The 23,468-nt window shown below is 66.8% G+C and carries 24 protein-coding genes; 13 read left to right on the top strand and 11 right to left on the bottom strand.

Annotated elements, in window-relative coordinates; all coding sequences use genetic code 11:
• Nucleotide 1: 1 nt before the first annotated feature.
• Entirely contained in the window at nucleotides 2-2,674 is a 2,673-nt protein-coding gene (locus tag H977_RS0119760) for a glycosyl hydrolase 2 galactose-binding domain-containing protein (RefSeq protein WP_051288970.1), read from the bottom strand.
• Nucleotides 2,675-2,910: 236 nt separating this feature from the next.
• Nucleotides 2,911-3,648, bottom strand: coding sequence for a glucose 1-dehydrogenase (locus H977_RS0119755; RefSeq protein WP_029109478.1), 738 nt, complete (start codon nucleotides 3,646-3,648; stop codon nucleotides 2,911-2,913).
• 102 nt (nucleotides 3,649-3,750) lie between these two features.
• On the opposite strand from H977_RS0119755, the gene H977_RS0119750 reads away from it, so the two are divergent.
• Nucleotides 3,751-4,827 (top strand): NAD(P)H-dependent amine dehydrogenase family protein, encoded by a 1,077-nt coding sequence (locus H977_RS0119750; protein ID WP_029109477.1) that lies wholly within the window; start codon nucleotides 3,751-3,753, stop codon nucleotides 4,825-4,827.
• Nucleotides 4,828-4,837: 10 nt separating this feature from the next.
• Here H977_RS0119750 and H977_RS0119745 read toward each other — a convergent pair whose 3' ends face one another.
• Nucleotides 4,838-5,602: an HAD family hydrolase gene (locus tag H977_RS0119745; protein WP_029109476.1), complete on the bottom strand. Its 765-nt coding sequence runs from the start codon at nucleotides 5,600-5,602 to the stop codon at nucleotides 4,838-4,840.
• A 56-nt stretch (nucleotides 5,603-5,658) separates the two neighbouring features.
• On the opposite strand from H977_RS0119745, the gene H977_RS0119740 reads away from it, so the two are divergent.
• The 4 genes from H977_RS0119740 to H977_RS0119725 all read left to right on the top strand — a co-directional run bounded on the left by H977_RS0119740 (nucleotide 5,659) and on the right by H977_RS0119725 (nucleotide 10,237).
• Nucleotides 5,659-6,024 carry a VOC family protein gene (locus tag H977_RS0119740; RefSeq protein WP_036476472.1) on the top strand — a complete coding sequence of 122 codons (366 nt, stop codon included), beginning with the start codon at nucleotides 5,659-5,661 and terminating at the stop codon, nucleotides 6,022-6,024.
• Nucleotides 6,025-6,144: 120 nt separating this feature from the next.
• The gene (locus H977_RS0119735; protein WP_029109474.1) at nucleotides 6,145-7,275 is read left to right on the top strand and encodes a nitronate monooxygenase; all 1,131 of its coding nucleotides are present in this window, start codon (nucleotides 6,145-6,147) and stop codon (nucleotides 7,273-7,275) included.
• Nucleotides 7,276-7,415: 140 nt separating this feature from the next.
• Nucleotides 7,416-7,991, top strand: coding sequence for a TetR/AcrR family transcriptional regulator (locus H977_RS0119730; protein WP_029109473.1), 576 nt, complete (start codon nucleotides 7,416-7,418; stop codon nucleotides 7,989-7,991).
• Nucleotides 7,988-10,237, top strand: a complete 2,250-nt coding sequence (locus tag H977_RS0119725) for a molybdopterin-dependent oxidoreductase (RefSeq protein WP_029109472.1) — start codon at nucleotides 7,988-7,990, stop codon at nucleotides 10,235-10,237. Before H977_RS0119730 ends, H977_RS0119725 begins: the two co-directional genes overlap by 4 nt.
• Nucleotides 10,238-10,253: 16 nt before the next feature.
• Here the strand turns inward: H977_RS0119725 and H977_RS0119720 are convergent, their stop codons facing one another.
• Complete coding sequence (locus H977_RS0119720) at nucleotides 10,254-10,757, bottom strand: hypothetical protein (protein WP_029109471.1); 504 nt, start codon at nucleotides 10,755-10,757, stop codon at nucleotides 10,254-10,256.
• A gap of 206 nt (nucleotides 10,758-10,963) precedes the next feature.
• Here H977_RS0119720 and H977_RS0119715 point away from each other — a divergent pair, with 206 nt between their 5' ends.
• Nucleotides 10,964-12,211: a cytochrome P450 gene (locus H977_RS0119715; protein ID WP_029109470.1), complete on the top strand. Its 1,248-nt coding sequence runs from the start codon at nucleotides 10,964-10,966 to the stop codon at nucleotides 12,209-12,211.
• Here the strand turns inward: H977_RS0119715 and H977_RS0119710 are convergent.
• A complete protein-coding gene (locus tag H977_RS0119710; protein ID WP_029109469.1) occupies nucleotides 12,165-12,488 on the bottom strand; it encodes a hypothetical protein in 324 nt (107 codons plus the stop codon). The genes H977_RS0119715 and H977_RS0119710 overlap by 47 nt on opposite strands.
• Before the next feature lie 149 nt (nucleotides 12,489-12,637).
• Here H977_RS0119710 and H977_RS0119705 point away from each other — a divergent pair, with 149 nt between their 5' ends.
• Genes H977_RS0119705 through H977_RS0119695 form a run of 3 tightly spaced genes read left to right on the top strand, consistent with a single transcriptional unit; the run spans nucleotide 12,638 to nucleotide 14,804 of the window.
• Complete coding sequence (locus H977_RS0119705) at nucleotides 12,638-13,372, top strand: helix-turn-helix domain-containing protein (RefSeq protein WP_155946736.1); 735 nt, start codon at nucleotides 12,638-12,640, stop codon at nucleotides 13,370-13,372.
• A gap of 56 nt (nucleotides 13,373-13,428) precedes the next feature.
• Nucleotides 13,429-14,151, top strand: coding sequence for a FadR/GntR family transcriptional regulator (locus tag H977_RS0119700; protein ID WP_029109467.1), 723 nt, complete (start codon nucleotides 13,429-13,431; stop codon nucleotides 14,149-14,151).
• On the top strand, nucleotides 14,148-14,804 hold the full coding sequence (locus tag H977_RS0119695) for a sterol desaturase family protein (RefSeq protein WP_029109466.1): 657 nt from the start codon (nucleotides 14,148-14,150) through the stop codon (nucleotides 14,802-14,804). Before H977_RS0119700 ends, H977_RS0119695 begins: the two co-directional genes overlap by 4 nt.
• Here the strand turns inward: H977_RS0119695 and H977_RS0119690 are convergent.
• The gene (locus H977_RS0119690) at nucleotides 14,785-15,564 is read right to left on the bottom strand and encodes a L,D-transpeptidase (RefSeq protein ID WP_029109465.1); all 780 of its coding nucleotides are present in this window, start codon (nucleotides 15,562-15,564) and stop codon (nucleotides 14,785-14,787) included. The genes H977_RS0119695 and H977_RS0119690 overlap by 20 nt on opposite strands.
• Nucleotides 15,565-15,739: 175 nt before the next feature.
• Nucleotides 15,740-17,227, bottom strand: a complete 1,488-nt coding sequence (locus H977_RS33535; RefSeq protein WP_155946725.1) for a DUF7159 family protein — start codon at nucleotides 17,225-17,227, stop codon at nucleotides 15,740-15,742.
• Between the two features lie 213 nt (nucleotides 17,228-17,440).
• Between H977_RS33535 and H977_RS0119680 the strand changes: the two genes are divergently transcribed.
• A complete protein-coding gene (locus H977_RS0119680) occupies nucleotides 17,441-18,898 on the top strand; it encodes a peptide MFS transporter (protein WP_029109464.1) in 1,458 nt (485 codons plus the stop codon).
• Here H977_RS0119680 and H977_RS0119675 read toward each other — a convergent pair.
• Nucleotides 18,892-19,845, bottom strand: a complete 954-nt coding sequence (locus H977_RS0119675) for a threonine ammonia-lyase (protein ID WP_029109463.1) — start codon at nucleotides 19,843-19,845, stop codon at nucleotides 18,892-18,894. The two genes, H977_RS0119680 and H977_RS0119675, sit on opposite strands and share 7 nt — an antisense overlap.
• A gap of 101 nt (nucleotides 19,846-19,946) precedes the next feature.
• Here H977_RS0119675 and H977_RS0119670 point away from each other — a divergent pair, with 101 nt between their 5' ends.
• From H977_RS0119670 to H977_RS34925, 3 genes are all read left to right on the top strand, one after another.
• Nucleotides 19,947-20,369 carry an acyl-CoA thioesterase gene (locus tag H977_RS0119670; RefSeq protein ID WP_029109462.1) on the top strand — a complete coding sequence of 141 codons (423 nt, stop codon included), beginning with the start codon at nucleotides 19,947-19,949 and terminating at the stop codon, nucleotides 20,367-20,369.
• A gap of 74 nt (nucleotides 20,370-20,443) precedes the next feature.
• Complete coding sequence (locus H977_RS0119665; protein ID WP_502691185.1) at nucleotides 20,444-20,692, top strand: Rv3202a family protein; 249 nt, start codon at nucleotides 20,444-20,446, stop codon at nucleotides 20,690-20,692.
• A gap of 17 nt (nucleotides 20,693-20,709) precedes the next feature.
• Nucleotides 20,710-21,042 (top strand): hypothetical protein, encoded by a 333-nt coding sequence (locus H977_RS34925; RefSeq protein ID WP_081681781.1) that lies wholly within the window; start codon nucleotides 20,710-20,712, stop codon nucleotides 21,040-21,042.
• Here the strand turns inward: H977_RS34925 and H977_RS33530 are convergent.
• The 3 genes from H977_RS33530 to H977_RS0119650 form a co-directional block, all read right to left on the bottom strand.
• Nucleotides 20,984-21,877: a cytochrome c biogenesis CcdA family protein gene (locus H977_RS33530; protein WP_036476470.1), complete on the bottom strand. Its 894-nt coding sequence runs from the start codon at nucleotides 21,875-21,877 to the stop codon at nucleotides 20,984-20,986. The genes H977_RS34925 and H977_RS33530 overlap by 59 nt on opposite strands.
• 9 nt (nucleotides 21,878-21,886) lie before the next feature.
• Nucleotides 21,887-22,405 (bottom strand): disulfide bond-forming protein DsbE, encoded by a 519-nt coding sequence (gene dsbE, locus H977_RS0119655; RefSeq protein ID WP_029109460.1) that lies wholly within the window; start codon nucleotides 22,403-22,405, stop codon nucleotides 21,887-21,889.
• A gap of 106 nt (nucleotides 22,406-22,511) precedes the next feature.
• Entirely contained in the window at nucleotides 22,512-23,393 is an 882-nt protein-coding gene (locus H977_RS0119650) for a TIGR03854 family LLM class F420-dependent oxidoreductase (protein ID WP_029109459.1), read from the bottom strand.
• Nucleotides 23,394-23,468 lie beyond the last annotated feature (75 nt).

The raw sequence follows: 23,468 nt of genomic DNA, 5'->3' as shown, positions 1-23,468 counted from the left end.
CCTATCGTCGTGCCCCCTGGTCGATCGGTACCACCGTCGGTGCGCTGTTGTAGCCGCCGACGCGGACCCAGTTCGCCTCCGGCTCCGATCCGGTCACCGTGCCGGTCACCTCCACCGTCTCCCCCGGGTAGACGGTGACGTAGTTGTCGGTGTACTCGATCGGCAGGATCTCATCGCCGTCGCGAGTCGTGGTGATCTCGGCACGTTCGAAGAACGCGATCTGGCTGCCCGGATTGTGCAGGCGGATCAGTACGCTGGCACCGCCGTCGGACGACTCGGTGCGGTGCGCGGTCACCTGCAGGGCCTCTGGCGCCATAGTGTTGAGCGGCGTCATGTCGGCCCAGCTGCTCTGCACGAGGTCGAATGCCTGGTCGTTGCCGGGAGGACCGACGTCGTCGAGCTGCTGGGATTGCCAGTAGGTGTTGTCGGCGACGATGTCGCCGTTCTCGTCCAGGAGCTCGCAACGGACGAACACCACCGGCGAGTCCGCGGCGAGTCGCGGCAGCGTCAGCCCGGGTGCCACCGCGTTCGACGGCACGGAGGGCACATCTGAGCTCCGGTCGTCGCGCATCCGGCCCGTCAGGTCGTAGGTGCGCACCCGCACCTTCAAGCCGGTCCGCTCCTGCGGTGACTGGTTGACCACACTCACGTGGGCGGTGTCGTGATCACCGGTGGCATAGGAGTCGAACACCACCGACAGCGGCTGCAGACCCTTCTTGGCCCCGTAATAGGCGCCGCCCGGCCGCAGGTAGTAGTCGAAGAGATGACCGAAGAACGACGGCCAGTGATTGTTGAGCATCCAGTAGATGGTCATCTTGTGGTTGTCCCACCCGCCGGCCGCGAAGGCCTCGAACTGCGCACGGGTGGACTCATAGTGCGCCAGTTGTGCTTTGCGAGCGAATTCCTCAGCGCCACGCGATGATCCGTAACGCTGGACCACCGCCGTGCGGATGCTCTCCAGCGCGGCGTTGCTGGGATTGGCGCCGGCATGGAAATACCAGGCCTCGTTGATCGGCCACAGTTTGTCCGGCGGGATGAACTTCTGCAGGCTGGCGAACGGCGGGATGTGTTCGTTGTCGCCCTGTTCGGCGTTGGAACCGCGGGTGGCCTGATACCGGCCGCTGAACCAGTAGCTCGGCGGGCGCCAGGTGTACGGGCCTGCCATGTGGATGCCATCCCAGTCAGGTTCCCCGTCGGCGTCACGCGCCAGGGACGACACCGTGTCGACGACGGTGTTGGGCCAGTGCAGATCACGCAGGATTCCGTGATAGCCCTCGAGCACCGGCGCCGGGGGCTTGCCGTCGCTGCCGTTGGCCCACAGGAACGCCGACGCGTGCCCGCGTAGCGACAGGATCTGCGAGCGCATGCTCTCGTCGGCCACCCGCCGATCCTCGTCGTCCCATTGCCACCACTTCTCCCACTGGTTGCAGCACATCCACCCGTACATCAGCGGAATGCCCAGCTCGTCGGCCCGCTCGATGATGTTGTCGCCCGGGAACTTTCCCTCCAGACGCAGCATGTTCAGCCCGAGATCGCGCACGTATCCGAGGATGGCGTCCTCGCGTTCGGGGTCGTAGGAGAACAGCAGGTCAGGTGTGTAGGCCGCACCCCGGACGAGGAAATCGCGCCCGTTGACCGTCAGGTAGAAGCTGCCGCCGCGACCGAGGTCGGGATACTGCTCGTCGTTGTCACGGTGCTGCGCCACGGTGCGGATCCCGAATCGCGAATCCAGCGTGTCGGTGGCCCGGCCGTACCGCACGAACTCCAATCGCAGGTCGTACAGGTCGGGCCTGCCCATGGTGTAGGGCCACCAGAGATCCGGGTCGCTCACTCGCAACGCCGCGAAAGTATCCGGGTCGAACCGGATTTCACGGCTCTCCCCCGGCGCCAGGGTGACCGCCTGATCCACCGAGACGGCCGGTTTGCCGGGCCGGGTGATGCGGGCCCGCACCACACCGCGCATCGGCACGTCGGCGGTGTTGCGGATGTCGGAGTAGACGGTGAGCCGGGCAGAGTCCGTGGCGGGCAGCGGCAGCTCGGAGGTGACCAGAGGATCACTGAGCACCACTTGACCCGAGTAACTCAGGTAGACGGGTTTGAAGATGCCCGCATTGCGGTCGGCCACATAGGAATTGCCGCGCAGCGGGTTCTTGTCCGGCCCCTGATAACCGATGCGGTTCCAGTTGAGCCAGTCCCACCAGCTGTCGGCCAGTTCGACCCCGTCGATGTCCTGCAGCGCCTGCTCGGGAGTGACCTTGACCGCCAGCGTGTTGACCCCGCCGGGGTTGATCCAGGGAGTCGCGTCGATCTCGTGGATGGTGTGCATGCCCACCAGCAGTGAGCTGCCGGCAATCATCGTGCCGTTGAGCCAGACCTCGGCGCGGTAGTTGATGCCGGGAAAGTCGAGCCGGTAACTGGAGCTGCCCCGCGGTGCGGTGAAGGTCGTGCGGTACCACCAGTCCTGCCGGAACAGGTCATCCGGGACGTCGGCGAGATTGTCGCCCACGTAGAGGTCCGGGTAGGTCCCGTCTTCCTGCAGCGCCCCCAGCACGGTGGACGGCATCCGCTTGACGGGGTGCCAGTCGGCGTTCACCTCGCCGGGGGTGGACATCGCGGCCCCGTCGGCCGTCACCGTGCGCGCCGAGGCCAGTTGCCAGCCCTGCGCCAGTTCCATCCGTCCGGACGGTGGCTCCGGCGTGGCGAACGGCGGGAAATCGGCGGCACTCAGCGACAACACCAGCAGCGAGGCGAGGACAAACCCCGCAATCCTGGCCCGAAGGCTCAGGCCGGCGCGGCGATTCCGGGCGGAAATGGGCAGCTCCTCACAGACCGGTGCGGCACCGTGTCGATGAGTCGATGCCCTGCGGGGTCATTCTGCCGTGATGGGTACCGCTGCGTGCGGCCGGTGCGTCAGAGCTTGTGCGGGACGTCGTTGACGAGGCCGCCGTCCATGACGAACTCGGCACCGGTGGCGTAACGGGATTCGTCGCTGGCCAGGAACACCACGAAACTGGAGACCTCATCGGGCTGCCCGGGCCGGCCGAGCGGAATGGTGAGCATGTCCTCGGGGAAGTGCTCGGTCATCGGGGTGCGGATGAATCCGGGGTGGATCGAGTTGACCCGGATCTGCTTGGACCCCAGTTCCAGCGCCGCGGACTTGGTCAGTCCGCGTACCGCCCACTTGGAGGCGACGTACGGGTGGACCATGGCCGCACCGCGCAGGCCCTCGATGGACGAGACGTTGATGATCGAGCCGCCGCCCGCGGCCTTCATCGCCTTGACGCACGCCTGCATGCCCAGGAAGGTGCCCGTCAGGTTGACGTCGATCACCTTCTGCCACTGGGCCATGTCGAACTTGCCGATCTGGCCGATCGCGACGATCCCGGCGTTGTTCACCAGCACGTTGAGCAGACCGAACTCAGAGGTGGCGGTTTCGACCGCGGCGTCCCACTGGTCTTCCTGGGTGACGTCGAGGTGCACGTAGCGCACGGACTCGCCGAGTTCGGCGGCCAGCGCCTTCCCCTCGTCGTCGAGGATGTCGCCGATCACCACCTTGCCGCCTTCGGCGACCAATGCCCGGGCGTGCTCGGCGCCCATACCGCGCGCCCCGCCACTGATGAGTGCCACTTTTCCGTCTACCCGTCCCATGACGGGTGAGGCTACCGCCTGCGGCGCGAAATTAGAACCTGTTCCAATTTTGGCGCCCGATCGGCATACTGCGATTGGACCGAACACCTTGAGGAGACCTGTATGGCCATTCGCGTGGCGATCGTCGGCACCGGCAACTGCGGCCGGTTGGCCCTGATCCAGCTCATCGACGACCCCCGGTTCGAACTCGTCGCGGTGGGCACCTCGACCGAGGCGAAGGTCGGCCTGGACGCCGGCGAACTGGCCGGGCTGGGCGGCGCCACCGGGGTCACCGCCACGCTGGGCATCGATGCCGCGATCGCCGCCAAACCGGACTGCCTGGTGTACTGCGCGATGGGTGACACCCGCCCCGTGGAAGCCACCCGCGATGTGATGGCCGCACTGGCCGCCGGGATCAATGTGGTGGGCTCGGCCCCGGGCGGCCTGCAATTCCCCTGGGGCGCCATGCCGGAGAAGGCCATCGCACGGGTCGAAGAAGCTGCTCAGGCGGGTAATTCAAGCGTGTTCATCACCGGTGTCGACCCCGGGTTCGCCACCGACCTGGTGCCGTTCGCGATCGCCGGTACATGTCAGCGCATCGATCAGATCAAGACCATGGAGATCGCCGACTACGCCACCTATGACGGCACCGAGGTGATGTCGATCGTCATGGGATTCGGCAATCCGATCGACCAGCCCGGAATGTTGTTTCTCCCCGGAATCCTCAGCGCTGCATGGGGGACCGCGATCCGGATGCTCGCCGCCGGACTGGGCGTCGAAGTCGAAGAAATCACCGAGCACTACGAGTTGGAGCCCGCGCCCGAGGACATCGAAGTCGCGACCGGCGTCATCGCCAAGGGCACGGTGGCGGCGATGCGCTTCCAGATCAACGGCATGGTCGGCGGTAAGCCGGTGATCGTCGTCGAACACGTCACCCGGGTGCGTGCGGACCTGCGACCGGACTGGGCGCAACCGGCCCAGCCCGGCGGCTCCTACCGCGTCGAGATCACCGGCGAGCCGTCGTATGTCGTGGACATCTGCCCAACCAGCGATCGAGGCGACCACAACCACGCCGCGATCGTGGCGGCGGCCGGGCGGATCGTCAACGCCATCCCCGATGTGGTGGCCGCCGAGCCGGGCATCCGCACCACGCTGGACCTACCGCTGGTCACCGGCAAGGGCCTCTACAAGCTGGGTTGACGGGATCCGGTCAGGCCCCGGGCCGGAGCCGGCGATCGCCGCGGCGCCGGCCGTTCGGGCGCGGCAGGGCGAGCACGGGCCAATCCCGGTCCGTCGCGGCCGCGGCCAGGCCCGGCCGTGGATTCACCGGCCTCGGATTGCCCACCAACCGCATGAGTGCGCGGTCCTCGTCGCCGTCGGCATAGAAATAGCTGCGCGCCAGGTCGACCCGCTCGGCTCGGCAAAAAGCTTGTACCGCAGCGGCTTTGCGGGCGCCCCAGATGATGGGCTCGACGATCCCGCCGGTGAGCCTGCCCTGGGCATCGGTCGTGAAGTGGTTACACAGCACGTGGCCGATGCCGAGGTGCCGCGCGACCGGCTCGGCGTGGATGGTCAGAGCCGAGGAGCTCAGTACGACGGTATGGCCGCGGTCCTGGTGTCGGCGCACCACATCACGCATGTGCGGATAGACGCGCTGGGCGATGCGATTCTCGAAGAGGTACTCCCCCAGCTCGTCGAGTTCGGACAGCGATTCTCCTCGCAGGTATCCGGCCGCCCGCACGAGGAGGCGCTCGAACGGCATCCGGCCGATCCGGTAGCGAACCGAGGCTTCGAGGATTCCGAGAATCTCACCGGCCGCGGCCTGTCGCCTGCGGATGCGATGCCCGGCGTGCGCCGTGGCGGTGAAGCCGTCCACCAATGTGCCGTCGAGGTCGAAGAAGGCGCCCACCTGCGCCCCGCCCGGACCGGTCCCGATCTCGTCGAGCGACTCGGGTGGCGACAAGGTGCGGCCCATGGAGCCAGTACACCAAGCCGGCACCGCTCTCGGCCAGTTGAGACTAGAAATGGGGAATGACCTCAACGGCATCTTCGATCGCCATCAAGGACGTCGCGGCCGTGATCTCCACCGCACGATTCGAGGACGCAAGGGCGTGGTATTCGCGACTCCTCGGCCGCGAACCCGACTTGGAACCAGTTCCAGGCGTCGCCGAATGGCAGTTGACTGCGACCGCCTGGCTACAGGTCATCACCGATTCCGCCGGTGCCGGGCGATCGGCGGTCCGATTCGGGGTCGACGATCTCGACGCTACCGCCGCGTGGCTGCGCGACGACGGTGTGCGGGTCACAGAACCACAGGTCATCGCCAATATCGTCGCCGTCATCGATGTCGCCGACCCAGACGGAAATGAAGTGTCGTTCGTCGCCGAGCTCGGGTGAATATGCCGGGTCACGTCCCAAACCGGTCACGAGTGGTACTAAACTAGAACACGTTTCACTTCGGTCCGGGTCCAATGACCGAGGACTCTCCGACCGCACCGTCACTTCAAGGAGCTCCGAATGCACACCGCACTCTGCGACGAGCTCGGGATCGATGTCCCGATCTTCGCGTTCACCCACTGTCGCGACGTCGTCGTCGCAGTCAGCAAGGCCGGCGGTTTCGGCGTGCTCGGCGCTGTCGGGTTCACTCCCGAACAGCTTGAGATCGAGCTCAACTGGATCGACGAGCACATCGGCGACCACCCCTACGGCGTCGACATCGTGATCCCGAACAAGTACGAGGGCATGGATGCCAACATGTCCGGCGACGAGCTCAAGGGCATGTTGCAGTCCCTGGTGCCACAGGAGCACCTCGAATTCGCCAAGAAGATCCTCGCCGAGCATGGCGTGCCGGTCGACCACAGCGACGACGACGCCCTCCAGCTGCTCGGCTGGACCGAGGCCACCGCGACTCCTCAGGTCGAGATCGCGCTGAAGCACCCCAAGATGACGCTCATCGCCAACGCGCTGGGCACGCCCCCGGCCGACATGATCAAGCGCATCCACGCCGAAGGCCGCAAGGTCGCCGCCCTGTGCGGTTCGCCTTCGCAGGCCCGCAAGCACGCCGACGCCGGCGTGGACATCATCATCGCCCAGGGCGGCGAGGCCGGCGGCCACAGCGGCGAGATCGGGTCCATCGTGTTGTGGCCCCAGGTGGTCAAGGAGGTCGCTCCTGTCCCGGTGCTCGCCGCCGGCGGTATCGGCAGCGGCCAGCAGATCGCCGCGGCGCTGGCACTCGGCGCGCAAGGCGCCTGGACCGGGTCCCAGTGGGTGATGGTCGAGGAGTCCGAGCACACCGAGGTGCAGCACGCCGCCTACGCGAAGGCGACCAGCCGCGACACCGTCCGCAGCCGGTCGTTCACCGGTAAGCCGGCCCGCATGCTGCGCAACGACTGGACCGAGGCGTGGGAGAACCCGGACAACCCGAAGCCGCTCGGCATGCCGCTGCAGTACATGGTGTCGGGCATGGCCGTGGCCGCGACCCACAAGTACCCCAACGAGAGCGTCGACGTCGCGTTCAACCCGGTGGGCCAGGTGGTCGGCCAGTTCACCAAGGTGGAGAAGACCTCCGCGGTGATCGAGCGCTGGGTCCAGGAATACCTGGAGGCGACAGGCACCCTCAACTCACTGAATGAGGCCGCCGGCGTCTGATCGACGCACCAGCCGCGCAGTCGACGAAATGGCTGCGAGAACCTTGGTTCTCGCAGCCATTTCGTCATTTTCGGGGAGGTGCTGGTCCCAGCCAGCGCCGCTATGTATGGTGTCATACATAACCGTCGAAAGGGCTCGATGTGGCTGGTCCTCGTGAGCGCATGGTGGCGTCGGCAGCTTTGCTGATCCGGGAACGCGGAGCGCACCCGACCGCCATCGCCGACGTTCTGGCCCACAGCGGCGCACCTCGTGGCTCGGCCTATCACTACTTCCCCGGCGGTCGCACCCAATTGCTTTGCGAAGCAATCGATTACGCCGGTGATTATGTGGTGGCCAGATTGGCAGAGGCCGACAGCGCCGCGACTCTGCTCGACGGCATGATCGAGATGTACCGCAAGCAGCTTCTCGTTTCGGACTTCCGCGCAGGCTGCCCGGTGGTCGCCGTCGCGGTGGAGGCAGGCGATCCCCAGCAGGCCGATGCGCCCGACCCCGTGCTGGAACGCGCCGGGGCCGCGTTCACCCGGTGGACCGGGGTGATCACCGACCGGCTCCGCGCCGACGGAGCCGATCCGGACCGTGCCGACGAACTCGCCATGCTGATCCTGTCGGCCGTCGAGGGCGCGATCGTCGTCGCCCGCGCCACCCGTGACCTCAAACCGCTGGACCTCATCCACGGTCAACTACGTGCGCTCCTGCCGAGAGGAACATCGTCATGACCGTAGATCAATGGCAACCGACCGCCTGCATCCTGTGTGAGTGCAACTGCGGCATCGTGGTGCAGACCGAAGGCCGGTCCATCACCAAGATCCGCGGCGACAAGGATCATCCGGCGTCGCAGGGCTACACCTGCAACAAGGCGCTGCGGCTCGATCACTACCAGAGCAGCACCAACCGGCTCACCTCACCGCTGCGGCGCACGCCCGACGGCGGCTATGAGGAGATCGACTGGGACACCGCGATTTCCGAGATCGCCGCCGGCTTCCTGGCGATCCGGGACAACCATGGCGGGGACAAGATCTTCTACTACGGCGGTGGCGGACAGGGCAATCACCTGGGCGGTGCCTACAGCGGCGCGTTCCTCAAGGCCATCGGATCGCGGTACCGGTCGAATGCTCTGGCGCAGGAGAAGACCGGTGAGGCGTGGGTCGATGCCTATCTCTACGGCGGGCACACCCGAGGCGAGTTCGAGCACGCCGAGGTCTCGGTGTTCGTCGGCAAGAACCCCTGGATGTCGCAGAGTTTCCCCCGGGCCAGGGTGGTGCTCAACGAGATAGCCAAGGATCCGGACCGCGCCATGATCGTCATCGACCCGGTGATCACCGACACCGCCAAGCTGGCCGACTTCCACCTGCGGGTGCGGCCCGGGACCGATGCCTGGTGCCTGGCGGCCATGGCCGCGGTGCTGGTGCAGGAAAACCTGTGCGACGAGGCTTTTCTGGCCGCACACGTCAACGGCGTCGACGCAGTCCGCGACGTGCTGGCGCAGGTACCGATCGCCGACTACGCGCAGCGGTGCGGCGTCGATGAAAGCCTGATACGGCAGGCGGTACGCCGCATCGCCTCAGCCGGCAGCGTGGCGGTGTTCGAGGATCTCGGCATCCAGCAGGCACCCAACAGCACGCTGTGCTCGTACCTCAACAAGATGCTGTGGATCCTCACCGGCAACTTCGCCAAACGTGGTGCACAGCACCTGCATTCGTCGTTCGCGCCACTGTTCGGCTCGGCCGGTGTCGGCCGCAGCCCGGTCACCGGCGCTCCCGTGATCGCCGGCTTGGTGCCGTCGAACGTGGTGCCGCAGGAGATCGTCACCGATCATCCCGACCGGTTCCGGGCGATGATCGTCGAGAGCAGCAACCCGGCGCACTCGGTGGCCGATTCGGCGGCGGTGCGGACCGCACTCCAATCGCTCGAGCTCCTGGTGGTCATCGACGTCGCGATGACCGAGACGGCACGGTTGGCACACTATGTGCTGCCCGCGGCCAACCAGTTCGAGAAAGCCGAGGCAACGTTCTTCAACCTCGAGTTCCCGCACAACACGTTCCAGCTGCGCCATCCGTTGTTCGATCCGCTGCCCGGAACCCTGCCCGAACCCGAGATCTGGGCTCGGCTGGTCCGTGCCATCGGTGCGGTCGACGACGCCGAGCTGCAGCCGTTGCGGCGTGCCGCGCGCGAGGGGCTCGATGCCTATGCCGCAGCGTTCCTCGGCGCGGTGGGCGCCAACCCGGCGCTGGGCCGCGTGCTGCCGTACGTGCTCTACGAGACGCTTGGACCGGTTCTCCCGGACGGTCTGGCAGGAGCGGCAGCACTGTGGGGCCTGGCCCAGAAGACGGCGATGACCTACCCCGACGCGGTCCGCCGCGCGGGCCACGCCGACGGCAACGCGTTGTTCGAGGCCATCCTGGCCGGCCGGTCCGGGCTGACGTTCACCGAGCACGAGTATCGCGACGATTTCGCGCTGATCGGCCACCCCGACCACAAGATCGCGCTCGACATGCCCGAAATGCTCGACGCGGTACGGGCATTGCCGACCACACCGGCAGCGCTGACCACCGCCGAGTTCCCCATGGTGCTGTCCGCCGGGGAGCGGCGGGCCTATACCGCCAACGACATCTTCCGTGACCCCGGCTGGCGCAAGCGAGACACCGAGGGCGCCTTGCGGATCAGTGTCGAAGACGCCGAGCGCATGGGCCTGCTCAGCGGCGACCGGGCCAGGATCACCACCGCCGGCGGCAGTGCGGAGGCCACCGTCGAGATCAGCGAGGCGATGCTGCCGGGGCACATCTCACTGCCCAACGGATTCGGCACCGACTACACCGACCGCGATGGGCAGGCGGTTGCCCCCGGTGTCGCGCCCAACGAACTCACCTCGTCGCAGTGGCGCGACGAATACGCGGGCACACCTTGGCACAAACACGTGCCCGCCCGGGTCGAGCGGATTCCGCTCGCAAGGGTTCCGGCCTGATCTGTCGTTCCGCGCCTCAGGGCGCGGGCGCGGGCGCAGGCGGTGAGAGCGGAGCGGCCGGCACCACGGGCACAGGGACCCCGGGCGGCACCGGCGCCTCGGGCGCGATCGGTACGTTCGGGCCGGGCACCTGACCCGGGACGGGCGTGTTCATGCCACGTTGGGCGAGCCCGAGGACCAGTGCTTCCTTGCCGCTGATCTCCTGGTTCTGCACGGCATGCCACAGGTCCTTCAGGTAACTCAGGTTGGGCGTCTCCGCGCCCTGTCCCGACGGGTCCATCGTCGCTCCCGGCGGCAGCGCATCCGGGCTGGGCAGGTGCGGGACCCCCGCGGCGGCAGCCGGGTCTCCGGCCGCTTGAGCCATCGGCGCGGGCCCGGGCGCCGGCGCCGGTCCCGGTGCGGGTGGCACCACGGGACTGGGCGGCTCCGCAGCCGCCGCGGCCGCCAGTGACAACGCAACGATAGGACCCGACACACAGCCCACGAAGACGGACGTGAACCTTCGGATGTCGACTCGCATACCAGTGGCCTCCTGCTGTTGCTCCCGGGACAGATGGTAACGCTGAGCGCTTCGTCGCGCTCGTCCAACCGCTACGGTTCAAGAATCGGAACACGTTCCAATACCAACGATGTGGGAGTTTCCGAAACCCGCTCCATGGGGCCCCACCTGTGGTGTAGCAATGGCTTACGCCACTACACAACGTCGTCGCGAGGAGCGCCCACGCCATGCCGACACTGCACCTTCCACCCGGATTCGACTTCACCGATCCCGACATCTACGCCGAACGTCTGCCTGTCGAAGAACTCGCGGAGATGCGCAAGCTGGCTCCGATCTGGTGGAACGAACAGCCGGAGGGCCAGGGAGGCTTCGACGACGGCGGATTCTGGGTCGTCACCAGGCACAAGGACGTCAAAGAAGTGTCTCTGCGCAGCGACGTCTTCTCCAGCCAGGAGAAGACCGCCCTGCCCCGCTACCGCGAGGGCACCATCCAACAGCAGATCGACCAGGGCAGGTTCGTGTTGCTCAACATGGACGCCCCGCACCACACACACCTGCGCAAGATCATCTCGCGGGCCTTCACACCGCGCGCGGTAGAACGCCTGCGTGCCGACCTCGCCGAGCGGGCCCGCACGATCGTGGAGACAGCCGCCGCCGAAGGCTCGGGCGACTTCGTCGAGCAGGTGTCGTGCGAACTGCCCCTCCAGGCGATCGCGGGACTGATGGGAGTGCCACAGGAGGACCGGAAGAAGCTGTTCGACTGGTCCAACCAGATGGTCGGAGACCAGGACCCGGAGTTCGCCTCCAACGACGCGATCAGCGCCTCGGTCGAATTGATCATGTACGGGATGCAGATGGCGGCCGAGCGGACGAAGAACCCCGGCGAAGACCTGGTCTCGACGCTTCTGCAGGCCGACGTGGAGGGGCACAAGCTCTCCGACGACGAGTTCGGCTTCTTCGTCATCCTGCTCGCGGTGGCAGGCAATGAGACGACCCGGAACTCGATCACGCAGGGAATGATGGCTTTTGCCGATCATCGCGACCAATGGGAGTTGTTCAAACGCGAGCGCCCCGGCACCGCCGCCGACGAGATCGTGCGATGGGCCACGCCGGTCACCTCGTTCCAGCGCACCGCGCTGGAGGACACCGAACTGGCCGGTGTGCCGATCAAGAAGGGCCAGCGGGTGGTGATGTTCTACCGCTCGGCGAATTTCGACGAGGACGTGTTCGAGGACCCCTACAGCTTCAACATCCTGCGGGACCCCAACCCGCATGTGGGATTCGGCGGCACCGGGGCGCACTACTGCATCGGCGCCAACCTGGCCAGGATGACGATCGACCTCATCTTCAACGCCATCGCCGACGGGATGCCCGACCTGACCCCCTTGTCGGCACCGGAACGCTTACGGTCAGGTTGGCTGAACGGCATCAAACATTGGCAGGTGGATTACCGCGGCCGCTCGGATAGTCGATGATGGATCGCCAATAGTCCTCGGGGATTTCGGTATTCGACCGCAGCACGATCGCCAGGCCGGTTGCCATCGCGATGCCGAGGAGGCCGAGCCACAGGCCGGCGGCGGCGATCGCCACCCAGAGGATGGTGGTCAGTACGGGCCACGGCGACACGAGCACCAGCACAGGTGCGAAGAAGAAACCGGTCCCGATGTAGGCCGCCGACCCCGCCCGGTCGGCGGCCATCACGAAGTGCAGCCAACGCGGGATCGATTGGGGCGACTGAGGTGGCTGTCTCATCGTTGACTCCTTCTGAGCTGGTGTGACCCAACGATGACGCTCGGCGGGTAAGCGGGGCAATTACTCCTCAGGTAGTGGTTATCCGAACTCGTGTGGGTGAGACTCGGGTGGTGACGAGTGCGCCAACGCAGACACCGATCGGTTCACTGATGCGCGACTGGCGGTTACGCCGCCGGATCAGTCAGCTGGATCTTGCCATCGAGGCCGACGTTTCGGCGCGTCATCTCAGCTTCATCGAAACCGGACGTTCGGTGCCGAGCCGTGCCATGGTGCTGCGACTTGCCGAAGCCCTGGAAGTGCCGCTGCGGGACCAGAACCAGCTGCTCCTGGCGGCCGGACTGGCGCCGGTCTACGCCGAACGAACTCTCGACGATCCCGAGATGACCGCCGTGCGCGACGGTGTCACCCGAGTGCTGGACGCCTACAACCCGTTTCCCTGTGTGGTGGTCGATCGCATGTGGAATCTGTTGCAGGCCAATGCCGGTAGCGCGGTCATGCTGGAAGGCGTCGCACCACACCTGCTGGCTCGGCCCAACGCCCTGCGGATCACCCTGCACCCGGAGGGTATGGCCCCGCGCATCCGCAATCTGGCGGAATGGCGGCACCACCTGATCAGCCGACTGCGCCGCGAGGTCACCGTGAGCGGATCGGCCGAACTCGCCGGCCTTCTCGCCGAGCTCGAGTCCTATCCGGGAGGCATGGAACCGGTCCGCGACCTCGGCGGTGTGGTAGTCCCCCTCGAACTCGACGCGCCCGACGGCACCGTGCTGACTTTCCTGAGCACCGTCACCACGTTCGGCACCGCACTGGACCTGACGGCCGCAGAACTGAGCATCGAGGCGTTCCTGCCGGCGGACGCCAAGACGGCTCGCGCTCTATATTGAATGCGATTGGTCTTACCACTTGACCTCTGACCAAACGCTGGGGCAGCATGGGGCGCATGGCCCTGCAACCGGTGAACCGCCGCTCCGTACCGGAGGACGTCTTCGATCAGATCATCGGCGAAGTGCTCAGTGGCCAGATGCAACCCGGAGAGTCGTTGCCCAGCGAACGCAGATTGGCCGAGGTACTCGGAGTGTCCCGTCCGGCGGTACGCGAGGCGATCAAGCGACTCACCGAAGCCGGCCTGGTCGAGGTACGACAGGGCGACTCGACGACGGTGCGGGACTTCCGCAGACACGCCGGCCTCGACCTGTTGCCCCGACTGCTCTTGCGCGCAGGCGAACTCGACGTCAGCGTGGTCCGCAGCATTCTGGAAACCCGGCTGCACAACGGTCCCAAGGTGGCCGAGCTGGCCGCCCGGCGCGCCCCTGCCGACGTGATCGCCCAACTCGGCCGCACCGTGGACTCCTTGGCCGCCGAATCCGATCCGGTGGCCCAACAACGCCATGCGCTCGCCTTCTGGGACCTGGTCGTCGACGGCGCGGATTCGATCGCATTCCGCTTGATGTACAACACCCTTCGGCAGACCTATGAGCCCGCACTTCCGGCGTTGGCCACCATGATGGCCGACGAGGTCGGCCGTCCGGACGCCTACCGCCGGATCGTCGAGACGATCGAGGCGGGTGACCCGACGGCAGCCCGCCAGGCCGCTGCGGAATTGCTCGAACCGGCCACCACGGCGCTCATGGGCGCCCTCGACGCGCTGGAGGAAACCCGATGACACGCAACGCATTCACATTGGGACACGCGCTACGGGAATTCGCCAGGCACCCCTCCCCCTGGATGATCGGCACCGCCCTGGCGCTCAGCGCAGTCGCGCGATCCGCAGCCGGTGACTGGCAACTCACCGATGCACTCGTGCCTGTGGTGATGCTGGTGGCGTTTCCGTTCTTCGAGTGGATCGTGCACGTCTTCGTGCTGCACTGGAAGCCAAGGCGATTCGGCCGCATCACACTGGATTCACTGCTGGCCCGCGATCACCGGCTCCACCACGTCGACCCCCGCGACGTCCCACTGATCTTCATACCGTGGCGGTCGTTGCTGTGGATACTGCCCGTCGCGGTGGCCGTGGCACTACTGGTGTTCCCCCGACTCGGCCTCGGCCTGACCTTTCTGTCGTTCCTCACAGTGCTGGGCCTGTCCTACGAGTGGTGCCACTACCTGATCCACAGCGATTACACGCCGAAAACCCGTGCATATCGGGCGATTTGGCGCAACCATCGTCAGCATCACTACAAGAACGAGCACTACTGGTTCACGGTCACCACCGCCGGAACCGCCGATCGGGTGCTGAGAACCCACCCTGACCCGGCGACGGTGTCCACCTCACCGACGGCGAAGAACCTGCATGCGACTATGCCTGCACCACAATAGGATCGCCGAGGTGCACCGTGTTGAAGTACCAATCGGCGTTGTCGGGACTCAAATTGATGCAACCGTGGCTGACGTTGGAATAGCCCTGCGATCCCACCGACCAGGGCGCCCCGTGTACGTAGACGCCACCCCAGGTCACGCGGACCGCGTCGTACACGGTGAGCTTGTAGCCCTCGGGGTCACTCAGCGGAATTCCGATGGTGCGCGAGTCCATCACCACGACAGGCTCTTTGGCCAAAGCGGTGAAGGTGCCGACCGGAGTCGGGTGCTTGGGCTTGCCCATCGAGGCGGGCATCGTGCGAGCCACCGTGCCGTCGATGCTGACGGTGAAGGTATGGGCGTCGATGTCGGCGACACCGAGTACCTCGGCCCCGGTCTCGAAGCTGGTCTTAGCGCCGCCGGCGGATACAGAGATCTTCGAGTGCGCCGGCCACAACTGATCGGGCTTCCACTGCATCACGTCGTCACTGAGCCAGCTGAATGTGCCTGTGGGGGTGTGCGGTGAGCTGATCCGAAGGCTGCCCTGCGCCGCGTTGCGGTCGGTCACGGGGCGGTCGAAAGTCACGGTCAAAGGCATGGCGACACCCACCACCGAACCGGCGGCAGGCTCGATGGTCACTCCAGGCTCAGGTGTGCTCACAGCTGCCGATGCGACACTGACCGTGCTCGCGGTGGCCAAGGTGGCGACACCAATCGCCGCAAACACTTTCAGTACCGACGCTCGAACGGTTCCGAATGACGACGATGGGGCGCTCAGCATTCCACCAGTGTAGGTGCTCACCGGCACTGCACCTTCCAGGCGCAGCGTGACGGCGGCAGATCGGTGTCGGCGGTAGCGCGGTGAGTGGCCCATGGTGAACACATCGATGCGACCTGTCAGAACGTTTCACCGCAGCATTGGCGGCCTCGGGCCGGCCTCAGCAACGTCACAGCGATCAGGGCGCGGGGGGTAACGGCTCCGGCGCGGGAGGCACGGCCTCCGTCACTGGTGGCGCAGCTTCGGGCGCGGGTGGAACGGCTTCCGGCGCCGGTTGCGCGGAGTCGCCCGCGGGAACCTGGGCGGCGGTCTGCTGCACGGGTGCCGACTCCTGCGATGCGACCGCTGGCGGCGGTGGCGGCGGTGGCGGCGGCGCAACCTCGGAGGCCGGTGGTGGAGGCGGCGGCGCAACCTCGGAGGCCGGTGGCGGCGGCGGGGCAGCCTCGGGGACCGGAGGCGGCGGCGCATCCGATGACGGAGGCGGCGCCTGCGGTAGCGCTGTCTCTCCCGGCGGCGGCTGGCTCATCGGCGGTGCCTGTGGTCCCGCCTCGAGCACCGGCGCAACAGGTGCTTGCTCGGGCGATCCCGGTGGCAGCTCCGATGCCACCGGGTACGGCTCGGATCCGGCAGGAGCGAGTTGCTCGCCCTGCAATGCGGTGTTCCCGGGTGGGGCCGTTGGGGTTTGGCCGATGGTGTGCTCCGGCGCGGCGTCTTGCACGACGGTCTCCAATACCGGCGACGTCTCGGACGGCACGGGGATCGCGGCTGTAGCGGGCTGCTGCACGGCGGCCGAGTCGCCCGACGTGCTCACCACCGGACGGGTGCTCCGGTGCGGAGCCGGCTCGGAACCGGGCAACAGCTGCTGACCGATGGCCAGCGCCAGCGATACTCCGAAGGCCAGCACTCCACCGACCAATATCGCCAGCGGCGTCAATTGCCCGGTGGGCCACCGCCACCCGGCCGGGGCCGTGCCGTCGTCGCCCGCCAGCCGGCCGCGTCGCACCGAGGCCAGCGCGGCACCCCTGGCCAACGGCAATCCTGGCTCGGCAGGCGTGAACACCGGCACCGCGAGTGCCTGCTCCAATTTCGGCAGCACCGAGTCCAGGTCGACGGCGGATCCCACGACCACCAGCGCATCGGGACGAGGGGCGGCCGCATCGAATATGTCGGACAGCCACGTGGTCAGGCCGGCCACAGTTTCGATGCCCCGGCTGACCGTGGTCTGCACCGGATCGTTGCCACCCACCGTCATCGCCTGCACGACATCGGGTTCCAGGACGCATACACCGGTGGTGTCGAATCCCACGATGCCGGCGACGCGGCGTGCCAATGCGTCCGTCGCTTGCGGCAATCGCACCGGAACCACCCCGGCGAATCCGGCGTCCGCGAGCTTTTTCAGCAGCACCGCCGCCTCGGACGCCGCCCCGGAACTCCAGGTGACACCGATCGCCGCGAGCCGCAAACCATGTTCTGCGGCAACCCTTTCGACGCGCCGAACCGCCTTCACGACGTCGGCGCAGATGTCATCGGTGCGTGCGGGTGCAAGGCCACGGATGTCAATCGCGTCGTGGTCGACGGTCGCCCCGTCAGCCTCACGGCCCTCGACCAGGACCAGGCCGACGGTTGACGGTGTCAACGAAACACCGAGCACCGCGTCCACGTTCACCCCCCGAAAAGTGTGGCCGTCGTCCAAACGTTTCACGGTGACATTACCGGGTGGCAGCGTCGCGCCTCTCCCCTGCACCGCCGCCATGCTCGCGCCGGATCGATGCGAAATGTGCTGTGCCGCAGAACAGCCAGTACACGACGACATATCGGTTTGCCAACGGCATGGCCAGAGATCTGCCCACGGACCGTGCGCGTGGCAAAGTGATGGCGCATGCAGCGAGTGCAGGATTCACCACGCCACCACACATTCTTCGGCCACCCCATCGGCCTGGCCAATCTGTCCGGGGTGGAACTGTGGGAGCGCTTCTCCTTCTACGGGATGCTCACCATCCTGGGCTACTACCTGTACTACACGGCCGCCGACGGTGGTCTGGGGTTGCCGAAGAGCACCGCCACCGGCATCGTCGGCGCCTACGGAGGGCTGGTGTACCTGTCCACCGTCCTGGGCGGCTGGATCGCCGATCGACTGCTGGGCATGGAACGCACGGTGTTCTACGGCGGGGTGGTCGTGATGGCCGGCCACATCGCGCTCGCCGTGGTCCCGGGCCTGCCCGGCGTCGGGATCGGCCTCGTCCTCGTCGCGTTGGGGTCCGGTGCGCTCAAGGCCAACGCGTCCTCCCTGCTGGGCACGCTCTACGGCAAGAACGACCCGCGCGCGGACGGCGGCTTCACCCTGTTCTATCTCGGAGTCAATCTGGGCGCCTTTGTCGGACCGCTGGCGACCGGAATCCTGCAGACGCGCATCGGGTTCCACTACGGGTTCGGCGTCGCGGCCGTCGGCATGACGCTGGGGCTGACGCAGTATGTGTGGTTCCGGCGCAATCTCGGCAGCCACGGCCGCACCGTGGCAAACCCATTGCCGCCCAATGCAATCGGGAAGGTCTTCGGGGTCGTTGCCGCCCTGGCGGTCGCCGTGGCGGCGCTGTTCATGATGCACGTGGTCAAGCTGGCGAACCTGTCACAGTTCACCACGGGGGTGATCGTCGTGGCCTCGGTGATGTACTTCGCCGTGATGCTGACCAGCACCAAAGTGTCCGACATCGAACGCATTCGGGTTCGTGCATTCATCCCGCTGTTCATCGCCAACGCGGTGTTCTGGTCGCTGTTCCAGCAGACTTTCACGGTGCTGGCGGTCTACGCCGACGAACGGGTCGACTGGTCGATCTTCGGCTGGACCGCACCGTCGAACTGGATCGGCTCGATCGAACCCGTCTGGATCATCCTGCTCTCACCGTTGTTCGCGCTGCTGTGGACCCGGCTGGGCAACCGTGCACCGACGACTCCGCGCAAGTTCGCCTTCGGCGTGATCGGCATGGGTGCGGCGTTCCTGTTGTTCCTGCCGACGGCACCGACCCCCGGCAGGGTGGTGCCCGCAATACTGGTGGCCGGCATCATGGTGGTGTTCGCGGTGTCCGAGCTCCTGCTGTCGCCGATCGGCCTCTCGGTGACGACAAAGCTTGCGCCGGAGGCTTTCCGGGCCCAGATGATGGCGCTGTTCTTCTTCTCCGTCGGGCTGGGTACGGCCATGTCCGGTGTGCTCGCGCAGCACTACGATCCCACGCACGAGGCCGCCTACTTCGGCATACTCGGGGCGGTGGCCATCCTGGTCGGCGTCGTGGTCCTGCTGATGTCCCCGTGGATCAGCCGGCTGATGGAAGGGGTTCACTGACCGCCGGACAGGATATCGGCCAGCAACTGCGGCTCGATGTTGCCGCCGGACACGATGACGACCGCCGGGCCCGGTCGCGCCGCGGCTTTCCGGTATCCCGCCAGCGCCACCGCACCACTGGGTTCAGCCACCAGGTGGGAACGATGCGCAAGTTGTCTCACCGCTGAACGGATCTCGTCCTCGGTCACGGTGATGACGTCGTCGAGCACCCGTTGCAGATGGGCGAAGGTCAACGCCGACGGTGTCGAACGCAGGCCATCGGCGATGGTCCGATTGCGTTGCGCCACAGGCCACTCCACCCGGTGACCGGCGGCCAGGCTCTCGGCCGTGTCCGCGGCGAGTTCCGGCTCGACGCCGAATATCTCGGCCTGCGGGCACAAGGCACGGATCGCCGTACCGATTCCCGAGGCCAGACCGCCTCCGCTGACCGGGATCCACACCGATGCGACATCGGCCAGATCGTGCGCGATCTCAAGCCCGATGGTGCCCTGGCCGGCGATCACGTCAGGATGGTCGAACGGTGGCACCAGCACACCACCGGTCCGCTCGACCAACTCCGCGGCGACCGATTCACGCTGTCCAGCTCCACACAGCACCACGTTCGCGCCGTGATCCCGGGTTGCCTGCACCTTCACCGCGGGCGTTTCCTCGGGCATCACGATGTGGGCGGCCACGCGAAAGGCCGCAGCCGCATAGGCCACCGCCTGAGCGTGATTGCCACTGGAGTAGGCCACCACTCCCCTGGCCCGTACTTCGGGATCGAGCCGGCCCAGCGCATTGAACGCGCCGCGAATCTTGAAGGCCCCGATCGGCTGCAGATTCTCCGGCTTGAGCCACAACGGCCGATCGGGGTCTCCCCACCCGGCGGCCAGCAGCGGAGTTCGCACGATGTGGGAGTCGATCCGCCGGGCCGCGGCGTCGATGTCGTCGAGGGTCACCAGCTTCACCGCACAAGTCTCTCCCGCGGAACGTGCCGGCGAAAGTCCGGGTCGCCGCACCGGCCGTTACCGTGGAGCGGCAGACCACCCACCGGCTTCGGAGTGTTCCCGTGACCCAGTACAGCTTCGGCATCGTGCCGCGCTACGCCGAGATCGACCAACAGGGCGTGGTGTTCAACGGCCACTACCTCACCTGGTTCGACGAGGCGTGTACCGGGCTGTTCGACCACCTGGGGGTGAGCTACCCGGACCTGGTAGCCGACGAACTCGACATGCAGGTGGTACATACCGAGATCGACTTCCGGGCGCCTGTCCGTTGGCGGGAGCCGGTACGGATCGCGGTGCGGTGCGAGCATGTCGGCACCACCAGTTTCACCCTGGGCTTCACGGTGCTGGGCACCGACACGGCCGGCGACGAACAGCCGCGGGTGTGCGGGAGCAACGTGTACGTGGTGGTCTCGACCACCGACTGGTGCAAGCGAGAAGTTCCCGATACCATTCGCGCCGCACTCAGTTCCGTTGCCGGCCAGTGATTTTCGTCCCGTACCCCGAGCAACCGAAAAATTCGCGTTGAAACGCCGGTTGACGGGTAGCACAATCGGTATGGATGTCGATGCCGGTCGATGAGGGAGCAAGCATGATGTGCGCCGAGCGTGGCGGATTCGATGATGCCGAATTCGACGACGCGCCCGAGGCAGACGTCGTCGAACAACTGATACCGGTCACCGTCGACGACGAGGACGAGGCGATGTCGGATCTGCGGCGAGTGCGGGTCTCGACCGACGCCGCCGAAGCCGATCTGATCGATCAGGCCATCGTGGTACCCCTGGACGACGAGTCCGACTTCGACCGCTGAAACAAAGGAAGCCCGGCATGCGCTTGCCCGATGCGCTCGACAGCATCACCGCTGACAACGCGACAACCTCACGGGTGTTCGGTGAGCCGTATGTGACGCCCGACGGTGCGACGGTGATACCGGTCAGCAAGGTCCGGCACAGGGGCGACAGCGGACGGTTCAGTTCCAGACCGCTGGGGATTTTCGTCCTCAAGGACGGCAAACCCACCTGGATTCCCGCTGTGGACACGACGCGGATCGCGTTGATGGGTGAACTTATCGGGTTGGTGGCAGCGACCTTGGCTACGGTCGCTATGGTGCGTCGCCCACCGTGGCCGGATGTACGTGGCGACTTCTCGCGGCGACTCTGACGCGCCACACACCGAGCGCCACCAATACGAGCAGGGCGAGCACCCACGGCCACGCCCCGTGCCGGTGGACCCAGCCCGCGAGCGTGCCCTGCAGGCGCCCGGCGGCGGCGATCACCGGATCGTCGGGATTTCCTGCGGCACTGAATAATTGGATCTCATACCAGCCGTAGTACGCGACATACGCGCCGACGGCGATCAGCAGCGCTCCGCTGATCCGGCTGATGTAGGGAACGATGCGTCGCAACCGGTCGACCACCGCCGTCCCGGCCAGCGCCGTGGCGACGGCCAGCACCCCGACCACCAGGGCGAAACCCGCCGCGTACGCGGCGAACACCGCCACCCGGTGCCAAGCGGTGTTCGATTCCAGTGTCGCGCCGGTGACCGCCAGGAACGGCCCGACAGTGCACGACAGTGATGCCACGGCGTAACCGACGCCGTAACCGGCCATCGACCCGAGCCGGGCGGTCGGCGCCCAACCGGTATGACCCGTCACGGCACCGGGAAGTAGCAACCCGAGCCGACGGCCGGCCAAAAGCCAGACGCCGAGAACGATCAGGACGACACCGATGATCAGGGTGACGTAGGGCAGGTAGCGCTGGACGGTGCTCGCGGCCGCCACCGTGAGAAGCCCGAATGTGCCGAACACCGCGACGAATCCGGCGGTCATCACCATGGTGGCCACCAGCGCGCGACCCAGCGCCTGCAGCGGTCCGCCCGCTGAGGCGCCGCGCACCACCAGCGCGAGATATCCGGGGAGCAACGCGAAACCGCAGGGGTTGAGTGCCGCGACCAGTCCGGCGCCGAACGCCAACCCCACCAGGTTGTTGTCGAGCACGCGGGGTGGCTAGCTCTTCAGGGCCGCGACCCGGTCGGCGAGCTCCTGCTGCGACATCGCCGACGTCGGGTTGTTGACGAACGTGGACGACCCGTCGGCGCGGTAGAAGACGTAGGCAGGTTGCCACGGCACGTTGTACCGGGCCCAGATCGAGCCGTCGGCATCATTGAGATTGGGGAAATCGAGGTGGTATCTGTCGACGAAACCCTGCATGGCGCCGACATCGGAGTGTGCCGCCACACCGACGAAGCTGACCTGGGGATTGGCGGCGGCGACCTGGCTCACCGACGGAGCTTCGGCGTTGCAGAACGGGCACCACGGTGTCCAGAACCACAGCACCGCAGGCCGGCCGGACAAGCTGGACCCGTTGAAGGGGGCACCGGACAAGGTGGTTCCGGTGAATTGCAGCCGATCATCGGCGGCCGCCCCCGGGGCGGCGACCAGCGCGAACACCATCGCAAGGGCAGACAGAACACCCGTCAGGCCGGCAGCGAACGATGTGTGCAACCGCGAGAGCCGCATCCTCATGGCACCGTCTCCTCAGTTCAGGGCGCATCACGCGTGCGGTGTGCGCATACCCCTGACACGACGTCAGGCACGCCGGAGTTCAACAGTGCGGAGTTTTGCCCGGGTATCAGGACTGCCGGGGCAACAGCTCGGTGGTGAACCGCTCCAGGAACGCACTGCGGTCGGTAGGGCCGGCCGCCCTGATCACGAACTTGGTCAGGCCGGCGGCGAGATAGCCGTCGAGTTGACGGTGCAGGGCCGGCCAATCGGCCGCGACGAGTTGCCCGGGGTCGACGTCGGGTCGGCGGCGACGGACCGCGGCCAGGACATCGGCCGGGAGGGCGCCGTCCCCTACGGCCAGGCTGATGCCGTAGTGGTCGGGCTCGATGGTCCGTCCCGCGGCAACCGCTGCGGCTTCGATACGCCTGCGGGCCGCGCCCGCCTCGTCGGGTGTGAGGAAGCTGCCCAGCCACCCGTCACCGAATTTGCCGATGCGGTTCAGGGCTGCCGGGGCGGACCCGCCGAGCCAGATATCGATCGGGGTGGCCGGTAGCGGCTGCACGTGTGCGGACCGGACAGTGAAGTAATCGCCGTCGAATGACACGTCGCCACCGCGCAGGGCCGATCGCAAAAGGTCCAGCGATTCGTCGAAGACCGCGGCCCGGCGGCCGTCAGGCACCACGAAGATGTCCCGCTCGGCGGGCAGTGCGGAGTGCAGACCGAACACGGGCAGTACCCGCTTGGGTGCCAGCGCCGCCAGCGAGGCGAGCTGTTTGGCCACCAGAACCGGATGGCGCCCGGGCAGGATCGCGACAGAGGTCCCGACTTTAAGCCGGTCGGTGCGGGCCAGCGCGTAGGCCATCCCGACGAACGGATCGACCGCCGGTGTGTACACCAGCTCGGAGAACCACAGCGAGTCGACCCCGGAGCTCTCCAGGTCGTCCACGATGCCGGCCAATTCGTCAGGGGCGGTCTCGGCGCCGATTCCCACGCCGAACCGCACCTTCATCGGAACTTTCCCATGCTGTCCATATTCGACGTAACACCGGGACGGCGCCTCTTGTGCCCGCTCGGCCGGCGGTTC

The sequence above is a fragment of the Mycobacterium sp. URHD0025 genome (assembly GCF_000426065.1).
Taxonomy (GTDB): domain Bacteria; phylum Actinomycetota; class Actinomycetes; order Mycobacteriales; family Mycobacteriaceae; genus Mycobacterium.
The sequence above is the reverse complement of the archived record's forward strand: the minus strand, read 5'-3'. Positions and strand labels throughout refer to the sequence as shown.